Below are 17,084 nucleotides of genomic sequence, written 5' to 3'. Positions count from 1 at the left end.
TGTTAGCAAAAAGGCGCATCGGCCGTGGCAAAGCAATTCGAGAGCATCGACGCTCGTCTCCAGGACTTTATCGGTCGGCAGCACATCTTCTTTACCGCCTCGGCCACCGGCCATTCCCGGGTGAATGTGTCGCCGCGAGAGACCGGCTGCCTGCGGGTAGTCGATGCAAATACGGTGGTCTATCTGGACAGGACCGGGAGTGGAAACGAAACCGCCGCGCATTTGCGCGCGGATGGTCGGCTGACGATCATGTTTTGTGCCGTCGAAGGGCCGCCAATGATCTTGCGCCTTTACGGTCGCGGACGCTCCATCCGCCGCGACAGCCCCGAATACGAAAATATCTTGACCACTCACTACAACGGTTCGGAGCCCTCAGGAGCCCGGCAGGTCATTCTGCTGGACATCGACCTGGTCCAAACCTCTTGCGGCTTCGGCGTCCCTCTTTTCGACTACAAGGCCGAGCGGCCAAGCCTTGACCAATGGACCGATGCAAAAGGCCGTGATGGTATCGAAATCTATCGTCGGGAAAAGAACACATACAGCATGGATGGCCTACCGACGGGGATGTTCGACTACGCCTAGTCGGGCCGCGAACAATTTCCGCTCCGGCTGGGTAGGGTCGGTATTGCCGCCAAGGTTGCCCTGACGACCTGGGTCTGGCTTCAATCGGCCATCCGCCGTTTCCCTTGACGCTCGATCGACCTGCCCGCGTTGGGTTCGCATCAAATCCTGATGGCAGTTGGCGCCCTTGCCATTAGCAATTCGCCATTAGCCAGATGCGGGTTTGCTCCGCCGCCGCCGCGATCCCAAGGGGCGGGGAGCGGAATTCAGGGCACCCTCGGTCAAATCATTGGCCGTTAGTGTCGCGCAGAATCTCGAACGGAAACCAGACACGCTTTTCGGTTTCGTCGATCCAGTTCTCGATCAGACTGGCGGTCGCGCCGTCGCCATACTCATCGCAGACGTCATTCAGCGAGCGCATGCTTGCGACAAGGCTGCCATTGTCGTCGCGCAGTTCGGCGAGCATTCCATGTGGATGCACGCAGTCGGCATCATTGTCCGCGATCTGTTGCTTGCGCGAGATGTCGCCGATCGACCGCAACGTGTCGCCGCCAACCTTGCGGACCCATTCGGCGAGCGGATCGGTCATCGCAAACAGTTCGTCGCCGTGCTCGTCGAGCAGCAGATGGTAATCGCGGAAATCCGATCCGGACATATGCCAGTGAAAATTCTTGGTCTTGATATAGAGCGCGAACACATCTGCCAGCACGGTGGGCGCGCTGGCGGAGATGTCCCTGACCGCGTCGCTGTCCAGTCCTGTCGGACCTCTCAGCGCAGCGGCAGCGCGCGATTTGACCGATTTTCCTGAAAATGAATTGACTATGACGGAGCTGGCGAATCGCTTGAGCGTGCGGCGCGATTCGCCAGTTTGCGGTCGCCGAAGAGGGGCGAAAGCGCCGCCCTTCGGTTTCATTGGCCGAGACAGCCGCGGCGCGGATCATTCGCGCCGTATCGGGGTCAGCCCTTGACAAAGGCCAGCAGATCGGCGTTCAGGACGTCGGCGTTGACGGTGAGCATACCGTGAGAGAAGCCGGGATAGGTCTTGATCTGGCCGTTCTTCAGAAGCTTAATCGACTTCCTGGCGGCATCAGCAATCGGCACGATCTGGTCGTCCTCGCCGTGCAGGACGAGCGTCGGGACGGTGATCGCCTTCAGGTCTTCCGTCTGATCGGTTTCGGAGAAGGCCTTGATGCCGTCATAATGAGCCTTTGCGCCGCCCATCATGCCCTGGCGCCACCAGTTCTGGATCACGCCTTCCTGCACCTTGGCGCCATCCCGGTTGAAGCCGTAGAACGGGCCAGCTGGAACGTCACGGAAGAACTGTGCGCGGTTGGCGGCAAGCGCTGAACGGAAGCCGTCGAAAACCTCGATCGGCAGGCCTTCCGGGTTGGCGGCGGTCTTGACCATCAGCGGTGGGACGGCCGAGACGAGAACCGCCTTCGCGACGCGGCCGGCCTTCTGGCCGAACTTTGCGACATAACGGGCAACTTCGCCGCCACCGGTGGAATGGCCGATATGGACGGCGTTCTTCAGGTCGAGTGCCTGGACGACGGCGAATGCGTCGGCTGCGTAGTGATCCATGTCGTGACCGTCTGCGACCTGGGCAGACCGGCCGTGGCCACGCCGGTCGTGAGCGACGACACGATAGCCTTTGGAGAGGAAGAACAGCATCTGCGCGTCCCAATCGTCCGACGACAGGGGCCAGCCGTGATGGAAGACGATCGGCTCGGCATCCTTCGGGCCCAAGTCCTTGTAAAAGATTTCAGTGCCGTCTTTAGTTGTTACGAAGCCCATGTCGATATCTCCTTGTGATGAACTGTTTGTTGAAGAGGTTTGTGAGAAGGCGAGCGCCGGGATGCTCACGCTGGCAAGTGCGATGCTTCCGATTAGTACGCTGCGTCTCGACACGAAAAACCGATCTGTGTCGGATGCCATTGTATTTCTCCTGTCGCGCTGTGTTTGCGAATTCCGTATTTGACAAAGAGAACTTAGCGCCATTATCTGGCGGAAACACGTGGCGGAAATGACTTTATCCGAGGCAAAAGTGGCAAATACCAAAGCGCCTGATTTCATTGAGGTGGGCTTACTGGTTTACCCGGATTGTCAGCTGGCTGCCGTCTATGGACTGACCGATCTGTTTCGCGTGGCCAACGACTGGTCTACAAATCTGCAGGCGCCGACAACTTATCGCAACATTCGGGTCAGTCACTGGAAGATGGAGGGTGGTGACGTATCCTGCATATGGGATTCAAGCCCTGGCATCCCACACGCGTTGAGCTACGTCATCGCGCCGCCTAGCATCATCATGCCTGAGAAGATGCAAAGCATGAGCCCGGCTTCGCGATGGCTCGCGTCCCAGCATGCGCGCGGTGTTACGGTCTGTTCGATTTGTGCCGGGGCGTTTGTCCTTGCTGAGACCGGGCTCATCGACGGCCGACGTGCCACGACCCACTGGGCTTTTGCAGACAGGCTTGCTGAACAGTTTCCCAATATCGACGTCTCGCCCGATAATATGATCATCGATGATGGCGATATCATCACCGCTGGCGGAATTCTGGCCTGGGCTGATCTTGGTCTGCTCCTTGTCGAGAAGCTGCTCGGGCAGGCCGTGATGCTTGAGACGGCACGCTTTATTGTCGTTGATCCGCCGCGTCGCAGTCAGAGCCAGTACAAGGCTTTTCTTCCCCGTTTCGATCATGGCGATAAGGAGGTCCTGCAGGTTCAGCACCAGTTTCATGCGACGCCTGAGCTGCAAAAATCGATCGGTGAGTTGGCGGAGAACGTGCGTCTTTCAGAACGGACACTTCAACGCCGCTTTTTCCGAGCGACACGGCTGAAACTGACCGAATATCTGCAGAACGTTCGCATCATGAAAGCGCGACAGCTACTGGAAACGACAAATGGTTCCATCGAGAGCATTGCCTGGGCGGTCGGATACTCCGATCCCGCAGCATTCCGAAAAATATTCGGCCGATTGACCGGTGCAACTCCAAATGTTTACCGTGGCGATGCGCGACATTGATGCAGCACCAGACCTGGGGCTATTTCGAACTGTAGTGTTACGACAAGCGCAACCCGGCTGGAATGACGCCCGATCTTAAAAATGAACGCGCCAGCGCTGAGGACTGCGCCGGCGGGGTCAAACGTCATTGATAGAGCGATTTAGAGGCCGAGATCGCTCAGCGATGGATGGGCGTCTGGACGGCGGCCCAGCTCCCAACGGAACTTACGATCCGCCTCGGCGATCGGCATCTCGTTGATGCTAGAGTGGCGGTGCGACATCAGACCGTCTGCGGCAAAAAGCCAGTTCTCGTTGCCATAGGCCCGGAACCACTGACCGCTGTCGTCGCAATATTCATAGGCATAACGAACGGCGACGCGGTTGCCGGTGAAGGCCCAAAGCTCCTTGATGAGCCGGTATTCGTGTTCCTTATTCCATTTGCGGGCCAGGAAAGCCTGGGCTTCCTGCCGGTTGGAAGCGAATTCGACGCGGTTACGCCAGCGGGTGTCGACCGAGTAAGCCAAGGCGACCTTCGCTGCATCCCGCGAGTTCCAGCCGTCCTCGGCCAGGCGGACCTTTTCGATGGCGGTTTCGTGGGTGAAGGGCGGTACCGGAGGGCGTGTCACTGTCGCAGCTTTCGTGATTTGACTGGTTTCGGCAAGTGCCGAACCTACGAGGGTAACGGCGGGCAGGGCTGTGATGAAAGTGCGGCGTTTCATGCGAATGTACCTATCAATCTATTGGGCTGCACCGATTGATACAGACAGGGTGCGCTTATGCGTGCCTTAGGCAATCAAGCGGGTTGATACCGCAAGCCCCCAGAGGATCCGAGCTGTCTGCACATCAACTCGGGTCACAACCCGGGGGCAATTCACGGCGGCGCCCGTGGTTGCGGCCGTGTCAGGTGCGAGGCGTGGCCCCGCGACCGGAAAGAGGTAGCCCGAGCGCGCAAGGCGTTGCGGTGGCTATCAGCATCGTCAAAACGGCTTTGTAGGAAGGTATTTGCCGTCGAGCGTAATGACTGCTCGGGAGCCGCCTTCTGGATCTTCAACCTTCTCGATGCTCAGCTTGAAGTTGATGGCGCTGATAATGCCGTCGCCGAATTTCTCATGGACCAGAGCCTTCAGCGTGGTCCCATAGACCTGCACGATCTCGTAGAAGCGGTAGATGGTCGGATCGGTCGGCAAACCATTACCGATGCTGCCGCGGATCGGAACCGTCTGAAGCAGGGCAACGGCGGCGTCGTCGAGATCGAGCGTCTTGCCCACGGCCTTGGCGGCGTCCGCTGGGAGAGGATGCTGGCCGAGCAGGGCTGCGGTGACGAAGGCCTCCGACAGACCGGTGCCTTCAGTGATCTGGGCGTAGCTCAGGTCCTTCTTGAGTTTCGATGCGAGGATGACGTCCGTCAGGGCTTGGCGAGCGGCCTGCGTGGCTTGAGACTGCAACATTGGTATTATCTCCTTGGTTGGGATTGGGGCTCAGGCAGCGCGCCTGGCCTGATATTTGATGGCCTGGACTTCGGGATTGTCCGCAAGGGAAACGAAGGCGCCCTTGCTGCCATCGAAAGCTTCGATAAGGCCGCTCGCGATGTCGTAAATCCAGCCATGCAAGGCTATGCGCCCCTCTTCGAGAGCCAGGCGCACCGACGGGTGGGTCTGGATATTGGCGAGCTGGGCGATGACATTTTCACGCACCATGGATGCGACCTTGGCAGGCTCGTCCTTGTGCTGCCGGGCCTCGTTCACCACACGGGCTGAGTCCGCGTAGCGCAACCAGCTGCCCACAGCAGGCATGTGGTCCAGGCATTTGCATGTCGCGATGGCCGTCATTGCACCGCAATCGGAGTGACCGCAGATCACAATGTCAGAGACCTTTAGTGCCGCGACCGCATATTCGACGGAGGCAGAAACGCCGCCCGGCTCGGGGCCGTAAGACGGAACGATGTTACCGGCGTTTCGGATGACGAAGAGGTCGCCCGGCTCGCGCTGTGTAACCAGTTCAGGCACCAGGCGGCTGTCCGAGCAGGAAATGAACAGAGCCCGCGGATTCTGCTGATTTGCCAAGTCCTTGAACAGCTTGACCCGCTCAGGGAAGGCTTCCCGCTGAAATTTCAGAAAGCCGTCAATAATGTCCTTCATCGCTGCAATCTCCGTTTCGCGATCTGTCGAGGATGAAACTACGGAGACCGTGGCATAATGTAAAAGTCTCGTTTATTATGCGCTGGATTAGATAATCTTATAGGTCTTAATATGCTCTCTCGACAGGTTCGTTACTTTCTCGCAGTGGCGGAGCAAGAGAGCTTCACGCGGGCTGCGGAGGCCTTGCATGTCTCCCAGCCGGCGCTTTCGCAGCAGGTCAGGTTGTTGGAGGAGAGCCTGGGTGTGCAGCTGTTCGACCGAACGGGTCGTACGACACGATTGACGGACTCCGGGGAGGTCTATCTGCAATACGTGCGCCGCGCTTCGCAGGAGTTCCTTGAAGCCAAGCGCGCCCTCCACGACGTCGACGACCTCAGCCGTGGTTCGCTGAGGGTGGCGGTGACGCCGACCTTCACGACCTATCTGGTAGGGCCCTTGGTCGAGGCGTTTCACAGCCGCTACCCGAGTATCTCCCTCAATCTGCGAGAGATTTCCCAGGAGCACATGGAGAATCTACTGCTGTTAGACGAGATCGATGTGGGGATCGCGTTTTCCGGCACGCCGACAGCAGATCTCGACCTCGACTCCCTCCTGGTGGAAACCCTCGCCCTAGTCGTCAGAGCCGGGCACCCTCTGGCAAGTGAAAGATCCGTTGGACTTGATGCGCTGAGCGCAGAGTCACTGGTGCTGTTGAGTCCTGAGTTTGCGACGCGAGATCAGATCGACCGATTCTGCCGTCAGCACAGCATTCAGCCGCGTGTTCAGATAGAGGTCAACTCCATAAGCGCAGTGGTCGAAATTGTACGCCGGACAAGTCTCTCTACACTCCTTCCCGCAACAATCGCCTTCGCGCATCAGGATCTGAAGGCTATTGCCCTCGATCCGGTGCGCCTCCAGCGTACCGCCGTACTGATGCAGCGCCGGCACGGCTACCGAAGTACCGCGGCCAAGACCTTTGTCGCACTGGCAAAAGAGGTCGCGGCCGGGTTGGAGGGTATTCAGGAAGCGTGACGCGACCGCGCAGTTGTTCAGCCACAGAAAGCGACGTCCACGCTCACCTTGCGGATCATCTGGGCCACTTGGGGCAACGCCCTGACCACCGCGCCCTTGTTGGTCCCGATAAACACGTCTTGCATCGGTAGGCGGGAGTGGGTCCGCAGCGAATGCACCGTGCCCGCTTTCAGCTGCGTATGAAGTAGTCTGCCTGGGAGTATGCTGATACCCGTGCCCGCTTCGACCAGATTGAGGATGGCTCCAAGACTGTTGCATACATTGAGGCGGAGACCGAGCTCGCGGTTACCGCTGAGAGCAGTCGTTGTCAGGGTGTGGAGATTGGATGGCGCGGGTGTCGAGAATATCCGTTGTCGCAGGAGCATCGCGTCCGAAACGAATTCGCGTGGCATTTCAAGTTTGGGGCTGGCAAACCATTCCACCGTCTGACGGCCGAGGAGTTCCAGCGCAACGTTGTCGTGCTCAGGTGGCGTCGACAGAACGGCGATATCGAGAAGTCCTTCGGAAAGCTGTCGGGCGAGGCTATGGCTCGTGTCGACGGTAGCTGCAATGCGGCTTTCAGCAAAGCGTCCATCCAGTTCGTCCAGCAGTGCTGGGAGGCAGACTGCGGCGAAACTATCCATCACACCCACTCTGAGCGTCGGCAGGCGCGTATTGCGTGTCTTGATGTTAGATTCGATATCTCTGGCAATGCCGATCATCGCCTCGGCGTAGTGCTTGAGTGCTTCACCCTCGCTGGTCAGCTGCAGCTGCCGTTTTTGCCGAATGAAAAGCGGAACACCGAGTTGTTCCTCCAACTCCTTGATCCGATACGAAACAGTCGGCTGCGTGATGCTCAGCTTCTCTGCCGCGGCGTTGAAGCTGCGCAACTGAGAGGCCCAATAAAAGGCTTCGACTGCCGAGAAACTGAGAGCCATTTTCTTCCATAGAAAAATTCGATCGATACCTGCCAATATCCTAATTGGATTTTGAATTCATTCAACCTTAAGCTCGCTCAATAAGCAGTTTATTCAGGTGATCAAAAAATGTACAAAACGATTTCGCGTGAGCATATTCTCGAAGATCTGCCTGAGATAGCGGATATCCAGTCGGACGAACTTCGAGAGAAGGTTATCGACGCCTGGGTTTTTGCTCTCGAGCGCTCATCTTTTAATCGCGTCACCGACATCCAGGGCGAGGGAAGCCCGAACATCTTTTCGCTCAAGCGTGGTACGCAGGACGCGCATCTGCGCGGCGTGACCCGGCTTGCACTGTCGATCTACGAGGAGTTCAAGGCCACATATCCCGAAGCCAAGGTTGATCGCGACATTCTCCTGGCCGGCGGGCTTTGCCACGACATCGGCAAGACCTGGGAATTCGATCCCGTCATGCTGAAGCGCTCCGAAGAACGTGGCGACCGCTATGGCGATCCCACGTTCCGCCACTCGGCCTACGGCGCGCATGTCTGCCTTTCCGTCGGTCTGCCCGATGAGGTCGGCCATATCTGCATGGGTCACGCAATGGAGTTCGGTCAGATCGGCCACAGTACAGAGTGCTTCATCATCCGTCAGGCCGACCACACCTGGTGGCTCGTCGCGGCAGCCCTCGATCTATGCCATCCCGATACGATCGCACAGGCGGGCAAGAACATTCGCGTCCGTCCCTTGGGCGCCGAATAAAACCGGGCACGGACTGTCACCATACGCGAGGGCAAAATGGCATATACATTCCAGTTCGCATCGTTGGTCCCATATCTGTCGCAGTTTCTCAGCGGTCTCTGGCTGACCATGCTGCTTTCATTCGTGGGCATATTCGGCGGCTTCGCCCTTGGCGTTTTCTGCGCGGTCGTTTCCACGCTTCCCGGACTTGTGCCGCGCCTGCTTGTACGCTGTTACGTGGAACTGATGCGCAATACGCCGCTGCTGGTGCAGATCTTCGTGATCTTCTTCGCACTGCCAAGCCTTGGGCTACGGCTTTCTCCCCTGACATCGGTGCTGGTCGCGCTCATCCTGAACAATGGCGGCTATATTGCCGAGATCGTTAGAGGCGGCATTCAGGCCACTCACCGGAGCCAGTTCGAAGCCGCGGAAAGCCTCGGGCTGACGTACCTCCAGACACTTCGTTTCGTGATCCTGCCGCCCGCACTGGAGAAGGTATTCACGCCGGTCGTTTCGCAATGCGTCCTGCTGATGCTCTCGACCAGCCTTGTATCGGCGATCGGCGTCGAGGACCTGACAGGGGCTGCGATGATCGCAAGTTCCGAGACGTTCCGGACGATGGAAGTCTATCTGGTAATCGCCGCGATCTACGTAACCCTCAACTTTGTCTTCCGAGCCATCCTTAACGCCGCAGGTCTGCTGATATTCACACGTTCGCGCCGTAAACTCCTCGGGAGGGCATGATATGCGCACATTCGGTACCAACGAATTCCTCTTCATCGTCTATGCCCTTCAATGGACCCTGACCCTGACCGCAATCGCCTTCGTAGGCGGGGGGATACTTGGGGCGGCACTTGCCCTGCTGCGGATATCGACCAGCCGGACACTGAGAACTTTGACATCGGCTTACATGCAATTCATCCAGGGATTGCCGCTGCTGATCCTGATGTTCATCTGCTACTACGCGCCGTCGCTTTTCGGCTTCGAGCTTAGCGCGATCACGGCGGCCGCAATCGCCTTGACCATAAATTCGGCGGCGTTCCTTGGGGCCATCTGGGAAAGCGCCTTGCGCGCCATTCCCAAAGCACAGTGGGAAAGTGCCGAGGCACTCGCCATGCACCCGCTGAAGGTCCTCCGCTTCGTCATTGTGCCGCAAGCGGTCCGGCTGGCAATGCCTTCGACTGTCGGCTTCCTGGTGCAGATCATCAAACAAACGTCGATTGCGTCGATCATCGGCTTCATCGAGATCACACGTGCCGGACAACTCGTCAGCAATGCCACGTTCGAGCCGCTGAAATCCTTCCTGGCGGTTGCCGCACTCTATTTCATCGTCTGCTTCCCGCTGACACAAATCAGCCTCTGGCTGGAGCATCGAGCCGCCAAACGCGGATCGCGCGCCTAAATTCTTAACGACACGCAGAAGGTCGTTTTCACTAAACCCGGAACTCAAAAACTGTGAGGATTAAAATGCGCTTAAAGTCTCTACTCATGCCCCTTGTCGGATTGGCAATCGCGTTTGGAACAACCGCTGCTTCCGCCTCATCGCTCGACGACATCATCGCCCGCAAAAAGGTCATGATTGGCGTGGATCTGTCCGTTCCTCCCTTCGGAGTGACCAATGAGCAGATGCAACCCGATGGCCTTGACGTCGATGTTGCGAAGCTGCTCGCGAAGGATCTCGGTGTCCAGCTCGAACTTGTGCCCGTTACCGGCCAGAGCCGCATCCCGTCGCTTCAGACCGGCAAGGTCGACTTCGTTGTTGCCAGCTTCGGCATCTATACCGAACGCGCCCTGTCTGTTGCTTTTTCCAATCCGTACGGCGGGCACAAGTCGGTCATCATCGCCCCCCAGGGTACCGAGATCAAAAGCCTCGAAGACTTGAAAGGCAAGCGCGTCGGCGTGCCTCGCGGAACCGCGCATGAGAAGATCCTTTCTGCGGCGAAGATCGACGGTATGGAACTGGTTCGCTTTGACGACGACAGCACGACGCTAAACGCACTCGTTGCCGGGCAGGTCGATGCAATCGGGACCGTCAATTACATCGCAGCTCAGCTCCAGCAGCGCTATCCCGATAGCAAGTTCGAGGAAAAGGTGACCTATCTTCAGAGCTTCTACGGCGTCGGCATGCGTCGCGGCGATCCGGATCTTCTGCACTGGTTGAATACCGTCCTGTTCGTTCACAATCAGAGTGGAGAGCTTGGCGCGATCTACGAAAAGTGGATGAAAACCCCAATGCCAACTCTACCGTCCTTTTAAGCGCGGCCCATCGCGAGGTGTCTCGTCGCACCTCGCGTTCCCACCAGGAGATTTGAGATGACCGTAGTAGTCGCAAACAAAATCCGGAAAAGCTTCGGGCCGCTGGAGGTGCTGAAGGGCGTTTCCCTGACAGTTGCGGGCGGTGAGGTCGTCGCACTGATCGGCCGAAGCGGGTCTGGGAAAAGCACCTTCCTGAGATGCCTCAACGGTTTGGAAACGATCAACAGCGGCGAGATTCAGATCGCCGGTCATGGGATGTCGCGAAAGCCTGCCGCGCTGCGCGAGTTGCGGCGCGACGTCGGCATCGTTTTTCAGAGCTACAATCTGTTCCCTCACCTAACGGCAGGCGAAAACATCATGCTGGCGCCCATTCAGGTGAAAGGTGAGGCCAAGGCTGCGGCCCGTGAAGAAGCCAAGCGGTGTCTCGCACTGGTCGGCCTGGAAGATCGCTTCGATGCCTATCCCGATATGCTTTCGGGTGGACAGCAGCAACGTATCGCCATCGCACGATCACTGGCCATGCATCCCAAGGTCCTTCTGTTCGATGAAGTCACATCCGCACTCGACCCGGAACTGACCGGCGAAGTGCTTGCTGTAATCGAAAGCCTCGGCCGTCAGGGCATGACGATGCTGTTGGTCACCCATGAAATGGGTTTCGCTCGTCGGGTCGCCAACAGGACGATCTTCATGAAGGACGGAGTGATCCACGAGGAAGGCCCGTCTTCCGAATTCTTTTCATCGCCGAAGACACCTGAGCTCCAGGCCTTCCTACGGTCCGAAGTCGGCTGATCGAGCCGTCCATTCTATCGCGAAACATTGGCTGCCTTTGGCAGAAGAGGAATTGCTATGTCCACCAAACGGAAAATCGCGCTCATCGGCTGTGGTGTGATGGGAAATGCGATTGGTTCGCGCCTTCTGTCAGCAGGGCATGATTTGATCGCATTCGACCTGGATCAGGCCAAGCTCGCGCAGCTTGAGGCCAAGGGCGCATCCCCGGCGACGTCGGCATCGGGTGCGGCCGCTCGCGCCGACGCCGTTGTTCTCAGCCTGAACTCGGCGCGGATCGTTCGAGAGGCCGTCTTCGGCGAAAGAGGGGTCGCAGAAGGAGCCCGTCAGGGGACCGTGGTCATCGACATGTCGTCGATCGATCCGATCGCAACACGACAGCTCTGCGCGGATGCCCTTGAGTCCGGTATGAAGTGGCTGGATTGCCCGCTTTCGGGCGGCGCACCGAAGGCGCTGGAGGGTAAGCTCACCGTCATGGTCGGGGGCGACCCGGTTGATTTTGCCGAGGCGAAGCCGATCCTTGATGACCTGTGCCAGAATCTGACCCTGATGGGCCCGAGCGGCGCGGGGCAGACGACCAAGCTTATCAATCAAGTCCTGTGCGCGCTCAATTTCGTCGCCGTGGCCGAGGCGACCAAGCTGGCAATCGATTCCGGTGTGGATGCGCAGCGGATTCCCGCGGCGCTGAGTGGCGGCCGCGCCGACAGTGCGATCCTGCAGGAGTTCATGGGTAAGATGGCGCGCAACGACTACTCGCCGACCGGCCGCATCGACAACATGGTCAAGGATCTCTCAGCCGCGCAGTCACTAGCCATCCACACCGGCACGGCAATGCCCATGACATCGCTTTGCATGGAGATCCATCGGCTGATGGTCTCCGCAGGTCTCGGTGCGGCGGACAATGCCGCCCTGATGAAGTTTTACGATGGCCCGAAGGCCTAACGAGGAGGAATGACATGCTGATCCGCTACGCAGAATTCGTTGGAACGATCAAGGCCGGCAAGGAGGACGAATTCTACAGTTTCGTAGAGAAAACGCTGACGCCGCTATGGGCTAAATTTGACGGCGCGGTAAGCGTTGCCGTCTGCCGCGAGCTCGAACGCGACGAGGGTGCGCCGTCCATGCCCCTGCTTCTGGCCATCACCTATCCGGATCAGGCCGCGCTCGAGCGCGCCATGGCCTGCGACGCACGCTTCCAGTCGCGCGAACAGACACAGCAACTGCTGACCATGTTCGACGGCAAGGTCTATCACCGCGTCACCAGTGCCGCGATCCACGATCTCTCGGCACAGGCGTAAGCGCAACGACGTTCCCGCTTTTCGGCCTTGCCGGTCTGCGAGCGCTCGTCACAGGTTCGTCGCAGGGGATCGGGCTCGCTGAGCACGGCGCCGAGGTTGTGCTCAACGGCCGCGATCGCGCCAAGCTGGACGCCGCGGTCCGCGAACTGGTTGACACCGGCGCTCGGGTTTCGGCCGGCGATTTCGACGTGACGGATGCCGACGCGGTCAAGCGCGGCGTCGATGCGATCGAAGGCACCACCGGCCCAATCGATATCCTGAGCAACAATGCTGGCATGCAGTTTCGCAGCCCGCTGGAAGAGTTTCCGGTGGAGCGCTAGGAGCAGCTGCTGAAGACCAACATCTCCAGTGCTTTTTATGTCGGACAGGCGGTCGCCAACCACATGATCGCACGTGGTCGCGGCAAGATCGTCAACATCGCCTCGGTGCAGAGCGAACTCGCTCGCCCCGGGATCGCGCCCTATACGGCGACCAAGGGCGCGGTGAAAAACCTGACGCGCGGTATGGCCACCGACTGGGCAAAACACGGCCTGCAGATCAACGCGCTGGCGCCCGGCTATTTCAAGCCGCCGTTCAACCATGCGCTGGTCGACAATCCCGAGTTCACGGCCTGGTTGGAGAAACGCACGCCAGTCGGTCGCTGGGGCGATGTCGAAGAGCTCGTCGGCGCGGCAGTCTTTCTGTCGTCCAAAGCCTCACCTTTCGTGAATGGACACACGCTCTATGTCGATGGCGGCATCACAATCAGCCTCTGAGATGGGGACGGGCGTCGGACCCGTGGTCGTCATGGGCGTCTCCGGCTGCGGTAAATCCGCGGTGGGAGAAGGCCTCGCCCGGCGCATCGGCGCCGATTTCATTGAAGGTGACAGCCTCCATACCGCGGCGAATGTCGAAGAGATGCGGGCAGGCATGCCATTGGACGATGCCGACCGCTGGCCCTGGCTCGATGCGCTCGGCCGGACGCTGGGTGGCCCAATGTCGTCGTGTCCTGTTCGGTTGCTGAAGCGGACATATCGCGATCGGCTCCGGGGGCGTCGTCAACTTAACGGAATGTGGACCTTGATGTGCGAACGACGGTTCATAACAGACCGTGACCCGCTCTACCGCCGCCATCGCTTTCCCGCCGAGATCATCGCCTATGCGGTTTGGCTCTATTTCCGTTTCCCTCTGAGCCTGCGAATGGTTGAGGACTTGCTGGCTGCCCGTGGGATCACTGTCTCGCACCAAACCGTCAGGCTGTGGGCGGAGAAATTCGGTCGCGCCTTCGCCAACGAGATCCGACGCCGATCATCCGGTCGGCTCGGGGATAAATGGCACCTCGATGAGGCCGTTGTTTCAGTTTGCGGCAAGGAGCATTGGCTGTGGCGTGCTGTCGATCAGGACGGTTTCGTCCTGGAGGTTCTCGTTCAAAGCCGCCGAAATGCAAAGGCGGCGAAACGCCTGATGCGTAAGCTGTTGAAAGGACAAGGCCGGTCACCGCGTTTGATGATCACTGATAAACTGCGATCCTACGGCGCAGCAAAGCGAGAGATCATACCCGGTGTCGAGCACCGTTCGCATAAAGGCTTGAACAATCGGGCAGAGAATTCTCACCAACCAATCCGGCGGCGAGAGCGGATCATGAAGCGCTTCAAGTCACAGCGACATCTACAGCGCTTCGTCTCTATCCATGATCCAATTGCCAACCTGTTCCACATCCCCCGACATGACATCTCCTCCAGCCATCATCGCGAATTGCGTTCGCAGGCAATGGACCTGTGGGCGCAAATCGCTCGGATATAAGCGGTACAACGCGGCCGGCGTCATCCTATTGCTTCTCGGCCGTTAACTTTACGATGCTGGTGGGCCAGTTGCGTTTCATTCATGCCGGGCCGGGGCAATTCTCGACTTTCGCTAGCGCTGAATGGATCGAAAAGACATTCCGGCAGATAATCTGAGCTCGCTGGAGGCTGCCGTCTATTATTCGCTAATGCAGGGATGACGCGTGACAAAACCTCTGATAAGATCGCAAACCATTAGAGGATTTGTAACATGCCATCGTCGCAAAAAGCAAAGCTCAGAAGCCTGCTCGCTGCGCGCAGCATGATGCATGCGCATGAACTACGCGAGGCTGGCATCAGCGCACAAACGATCGCGCGCGCCGTCGAGGGCGGTGAAATCGAGCGTATCTCGCGCGGCGTTTATCAGAAGCGTGACGCGGAAGTCGAAGAGAACCAGATCTTTGCTGAAGCCATCATGCGTGCGCCCAAAGGCGTGATCGCTCTGGTGTCGGCGCTCGCCTTCCACGGACTGACCGACCAGATGCCGCGGCGCGTCTGGATAGCGATCGGGACGAGAGATTGGGCGCCCGTACAGTCCTATCCCCCGCTGCGTATAGTCCGCTTCACGGAACCCTATCTGCGACAGGGCATCGAAAATCAAATAATCGCCGGCATTGACGTTCCGGTCTATTCGATCCCGAAAACCCTTGCTGACCTGTTCCGAAACCCCAAACTGGTGGACCGATCGGTTGCTGTCGAAGGACTGCGTGCTGCTCTCCAGCAACGCAAGGCAACTCCAAGCGCAATCGCCCAGGCCGCGAAGGCCGGCGGCGCCTGGAAGGTCATGCAACCCTATCTTGAGGCGCTCACCTCCAATGGCTAAAGCACCAGCGAACATGGCGAAGTCGGTCAAGGATCGGCTGCTCAATATCGCCCGCAAAGAAAGTCGCGCCTTCGACGTCTTGCTGGTGCGGTTCGCGCTCGAACGGCTGCTGTATCGCCTGTCAATCTCAGCGCATAGGGACCGCTTCGTCCTGAAAGGCGGTATGTTGGTCACGGTCTGGGTGGCCGACGACAATCGGGTGACGCGGGATGCGGACTTTCTCGGACATGGGGACGCAGATCCTGCCCGCCTGATCACCGACTTCGGGGAGATCATGGCGATTGAGAGCGACGACGGGCTCGTCTTCGACATCAATGCGCTCGCTGCAACAGTCATTCGAGAAGAAATGGAATATGGCGGCGTTCGTCTCAAGACTGCAGCCTATCTCGAAAGAACCCGCATCCCCATTACAATCGACATCGGCTTCGGAGACGCTATGGCCGATGCGACGCAGCGGCTCGACTATCCAGCCCTGCTAGATTTTCCCGCTCCGCAGGTTCGTTCCTATCCGCCTGCAACGGTGATCGCCGAGAAATTCCAGGCGATGGTGGCGCTTGGTGTTCTCAACGGGCGCATGAAAGACTATTACGACCTGTGGGCGATACCGCGCGCAATCGACATTCCCGCCGACGATCTGGATGCGGCCATCCGCGCGACGTTCGAACGCCGTAGGACGCCAATCCCTAAAGAACGCCCACCGGGCCTCTCGGTCGAGATGTTTGGCGACGAAGGGAAGCAGCGGCAATGGCGTGCTTACGCCGCATCGCTCGAACTAGACGCTGTTTCGCTGGAATCGATCATTGAACGGGTTTGGGAGTTGGTCGGCCAGTCATGCGCGCGGATCGTAGCAAGAAACGAGAATGAGGCATGACCGAGGGTATCGCCATCATTGACGTCTGGGACGTCGAAACCTTCGACAGCGAGCTGCGCGGCGACCTCCACGCCCACGCCGATGTCATCCGCGATTACATGCTCACCTCGCGCCACTCTCGCCGTCGCACTACAAGATGAGAGTTCTCACCTCGGTTGTTCAATTCCTTATGCGAGCGATGTTCGACGCGCGGCATCAACTGGGATTTTGCGGCCGAATAAGAATGCAGCTTGTCGGTCACCATCACGCGCGGGGCGGCCCCCTGGTGCTTGAGCAGCTTTCTCATCAGCTTTAAGGCGGCCGCCTTGTTCCGTCGGCTTTGCAGCAGGGCGTCGAGCACGTAACCGTTCCCGTCGACGGCGCGCCACAACCAATATTTCTTTCCCTTGATCGTCACCACCATCTCGTCGAGCTGCCACTTGTCGGAGAAGTGGCCTCGTGAACGGTGCCGCAGCAGATGAGCAAATTTCAAGCCGAATTTCGCCGCCCATTCCGGTCTGGAATGAGACGTTGATGCCGCGCTCAGCGAGCAGATCTTCGATGTCAAGGAAGCTGAGCGGGAACCGATAATAGAGCCATACGGCATGGGCGATGATCTCAGCGGAAAATCGCTGGCGTCTGAAGTGGGCGAGAGGGGTTTCGGTCATGAAAACCCGATATCAAGTCATTTCGAACAGGCAGTTAAGGCGAGGCCACCTTGCCGTGAGACTAGCTTGGGGGGGCAAACGCCGGGATAGGCAATGCGTTCCGATCAGTCGAGCACAGTTTCGATGTGATTATCCGTTGTGACGTTGACCTGAACTGACATGCCTTCGTAGTCAGCGGCCGTTCCGTCGTAACTTCCCCACAAAGGAACTGCCTGCTTCGGATCCCGCGCCACCC

The 17,084-nt window shown here is 58.6% G+C and carries 20 protein-coding genes and 3 pseudogenes; 15 read left to right on the top strand and 8 right to left on the bottom strand.

Annotation, left to right across the window (positions count from 1 at the left end; translation table 11 throughout):
* Positions 1-24 precede the first annotated feature (24 nt).
* Positions 25-582, top strand: coding sequence for a pyridoxamine 5'-phosphate oxidase family protein (locus AC5SEO_RS25625; protein ID WP_112401936.1), 558 nt, complete (start codon positions 25-27; stop codon positions 580-582).
* 265 nt (positions 583-847) lie between these two features.
* On the opposite strand, the gene AC5SEO_RS25620 is transcribed toward AC5SEO_RS25625, so the two are convergent.
* Positions 848-1,474 carry a Dps family protein gene (locus tag AC5SEO_RS25620; RefSeq protein WP_112401937.1) on the bottom strand — a complete coding sequence of 209 codons (627 nt, stop codon included), beginning with the start codon at positions 1,472-1,474 and terminating at the stop codon, positions 848-850.
* 44 nt (positions 1,475-1,518) lie between these two features.
* A complete protein-coding gene (locus AC5SEO_RS25615; RefSeq protein ID WP_112401948.1) occupies positions 1,519-2,355 on the bottom strand; it encodes an alpha/beta fold hydrolase in 837 nt (278 codons plus the stop codon).
* 229 nt (positions 2,356-2,584) lie between these two features.
* Between AC5SEO_RS25615 and AC5SEO_RS25610 the strand changes: the two genes are divergently transcribed.
* Entirely contained in the window at positions 2,585-3,583 is a 999-nt protein-coding gene (locus AC5SEO_RS25610) for a GlxA family transcriptional regulator (protein ID WP_112401938.1), read from the top strand.
* A 140-nt stretch (positions 3,584-3,723) separates the two neighbouring features.
* Here the strand turns inward: AC5SEO_RS25610 and AC5SEO_RS25605 are convergent, their stop codons facing one another.
* The 3 genes from AC5SEO_RS25605 to AC5SEO_RS25595 form a co-directional block, all read right to left on the bottom strand.
* Complete coding sequence (locus AC5SEO_RS25605) at positions 3,724-4,188, bottom strand: nuclear transport factor 2 family protein (protein WP_035201506.1); 465 nt, start codon at positions 4,186-4,188, stop codon at positions 3,724-3,726.
* A gap of 351 nt (positions 4,189-4,539) precedes the next feature.
* Complete coding sequence (cynS, locus tag AC5SEO_RS25600; RefSeq protein WP_495364153.1) at positions 4,540-5,010, bottom strand: cyanase; 471 nt, start codon at positions 5,008-5,010, stop codon at positions 4,540-4,542.
* A gap of 30 nt (positions 5,011-5,040) precedes the next feature.
* Complete coding sequence (locus AC5SEO_RS25595) at positions 5,041-5,700, bottom strand: carbonic anhydrase (protein WP_035201055.1); 660 nt, start codon at positions 5,698-5,700, stop codon at positions 5,041-5,043.
* A 111-nt stretch (positions 5,701-5,811) separates the two neighbouring features.
* Here AC5SEO_RS25595 and cynR point away from each other — a divergent pair, with 111 nt between their 5' ends.
* Entirely contained in the window at positions 5,812-6,711 is a 900-nt protein-coding gene (cynR, locus tag AC5SEO_RS25590; protein ID WP_080802497.1) for a transcriptional regulator CynR, read from the top strand.
* Between the two features lie 17 nt (positions 6,712-6,728).
* Here the strand turns inward: cynR and AC5SEO_RS25585 are convergent, their stop codons facing one another.
* A complete protein-coding gene (locus AC5SEO_RS25585; RefSeq protein ID WP_448781990.1) occupies positions 6,729-7,664 on the bottom strand; it encodes a LysR family transcriptional regulator in 936 nt (311 codons plus the stop codon).
* A 72-nt stretch (positions 7,665-7,736) separates the two neighbouring features.
* On the opposite strand from AC5SEO_RS25585, the gene AC5SEO_RS25580 reads away from it, so the two are divergent.
* The 12 genes and pseudogenes from AC5SEO_RS25580 (at position 7,737) to AC5SEO_RS25525 (ending at position 16,342) form a co-directional block, all read left to right on the top strand.
* The gene (locus AC5SEO_RS25580) at positions 7,737-8,369 is read left to right on the top strand and encodes an HD domain-containing protein (protein WP_112401941.1); all 633 of its coding nucleotides are present in this window, start codon (positions 7,737-7,739) and stop codon (positions 8,367-8,369) included.
* A 36-nt stretch (positions 8,370-8,405) separates the two neighbouring features.
* Entirely contained in the window at positions 8,406-9,092 is a 687-nt protein-coding gene (locus tag AC5SEO_RS25575) for an amino acid ABC transporter permease (RefSeq protein WP_076845996.1), read from the top strand.
* Position 9,093: 1 nt separating this feature from the next.
* A complete protein-coding gene (locus AC5SEO_RS25570; RefSeq protein ID WP_035201049.1) occupies positions 9,094-9,750 on the top strand; it encodes an amino acid ABC transporter permease in 657 nt (218 codons plus the stop codon).
* A 65-nt stretch (positions 9,751-9,815) separates the two neighbouring features.
* Complete coding sequence (locus AC5SEO_RS25565) at positions 9,816-10,604, top strand: transporter substrate-binding domain-containing protein (RefSeq protein ID WP_051376987.1); 789 nt, start codon at positions 9,816-9,818, stop codon at positions 10,602-10,604.
* A 57-nt stretch (positions 10,605-10,661) separates the two neighbouring features.
* Positions 10,662-11,393, top strand: a complete 732-nt coding sequence (locus tag AC5SEO_RS25560) for an amino acid ABC transporter ATP-binding protein (protein WP_112401942.1) — start codon at positions 10,662-10,664, stop codon at positions 11,391-11,393.
* 57 nt (positions 11,394-11,450) lie between these two features.
* A complete protein-coding gene (locus AC5SEO_RS25555) occupies positions 11,451-12,332 on the top strand; it encodes an NAD(P)-dependent oxidoreductase (protein WP_112401943.1) in 882 nt (293 codons plus the stop codon).
* A 14-nt stretch (positions 12,333-12,346) separates the two neighbouring features.
* On the top strand, positions 12,347-12,688 hold the full coding sequence (locus AC5SEO_RS25550; protein WP_112401944.1) for a hypothetical protein: 342 nt from the start codon (positions 12,347-12,349) through the stop codon (positions 12,686-12,688).
* A 35-nt stretch (positions 12,689-12,723) separates the two neighbouring features.
* Positions 12,724-13,443, top strand: a pseudogene (locus AC5SEO_RS25545) (SDR family oxidoreductase).
* 307 nt (positions 13,444-13,750) lie between these two features.
* On the top strand, positions 13,751-14,470 hold the full coding sequence (locus AC5SEO_RS25540) for an IS6 family transposase (RefSeq protein WP_112401950.1): 720 nt from the start codon (positions 13,751-13,753) through the stop codon (positions 14,468-14,470).
* A 249-nt stretch (positions 14,471-14,719) separates the two neighbouring features.
* Entirely contained in the window at positions 14,720-15,331 is a 612-nt protein-coding gene (locus AC5SEO_RS25535) for an AbiEi antitoxin N-terminal domain-containing protein (RefSeq protein ID WP_112401946.1), read from the top strand.
* A gap of 13 nt (positions 15,332-15,344) precedes the next feature.
* The gene (locus AC5SEO_RS25530) at positions 15,345-16,202 is read left to right on the top strand and encodes a nucleotidyl transferase AbiEii/AbiGii toxin family protein (protein WP_495364152.1); all 858 of its coding nucleotides are present in this window, start codon (positions 15,345-15,347) and stop codon (positions 16,200-16,202) included.
* Positions 16,199-16,342 carry a hypothetical protein gene (locus AC5SEO_RS25525; RefSeq protein WP_162705631.1) on the top strand — a complete coding sequence of 48 codons (144 nt, stop codon included), beginning with the start codon at positions 16,199-16,201 and terminating at the stop codon, positions 16,340-16,342. Before AC5SEO_RS25530 ends, AC5SEO_RS25525 begins: the two co-directional genes overlap by 4 nt.
* Here the strand turns inward: AC5SEO_RS25525 and AC5SEO_RS25520 are convergent.
* Together AC5SEO_RS25520 and AC5SEO_RS25515 are read right to left on the bottom strand one after the other, a co-directional pair.
* A pseudogene (locus AC5SEO_RS25520) lies at positions 16,312-16,849 on the bottom strand (IS6 family transposase); the annotation flags it as partial. The gene AC5SEO_RS25525 and the pseudogene AC5SEO_RS25520 overlap by 31 nt on opposite strands.
* Before the next feature lie 104 nt (positions 16,850-16,953).
* Positions 16,954-17,084: pseudogene (locus AC5SEO_RS25515) on the bottom strand (transglutaminase family protein); the annotation flags it as partial.

This window comes from Agrobacterium sp. K11 (assembly GCF_059429395.1).
This window is presented reverse-complemented; position numbering and strand designations above follow the sequence as displayed.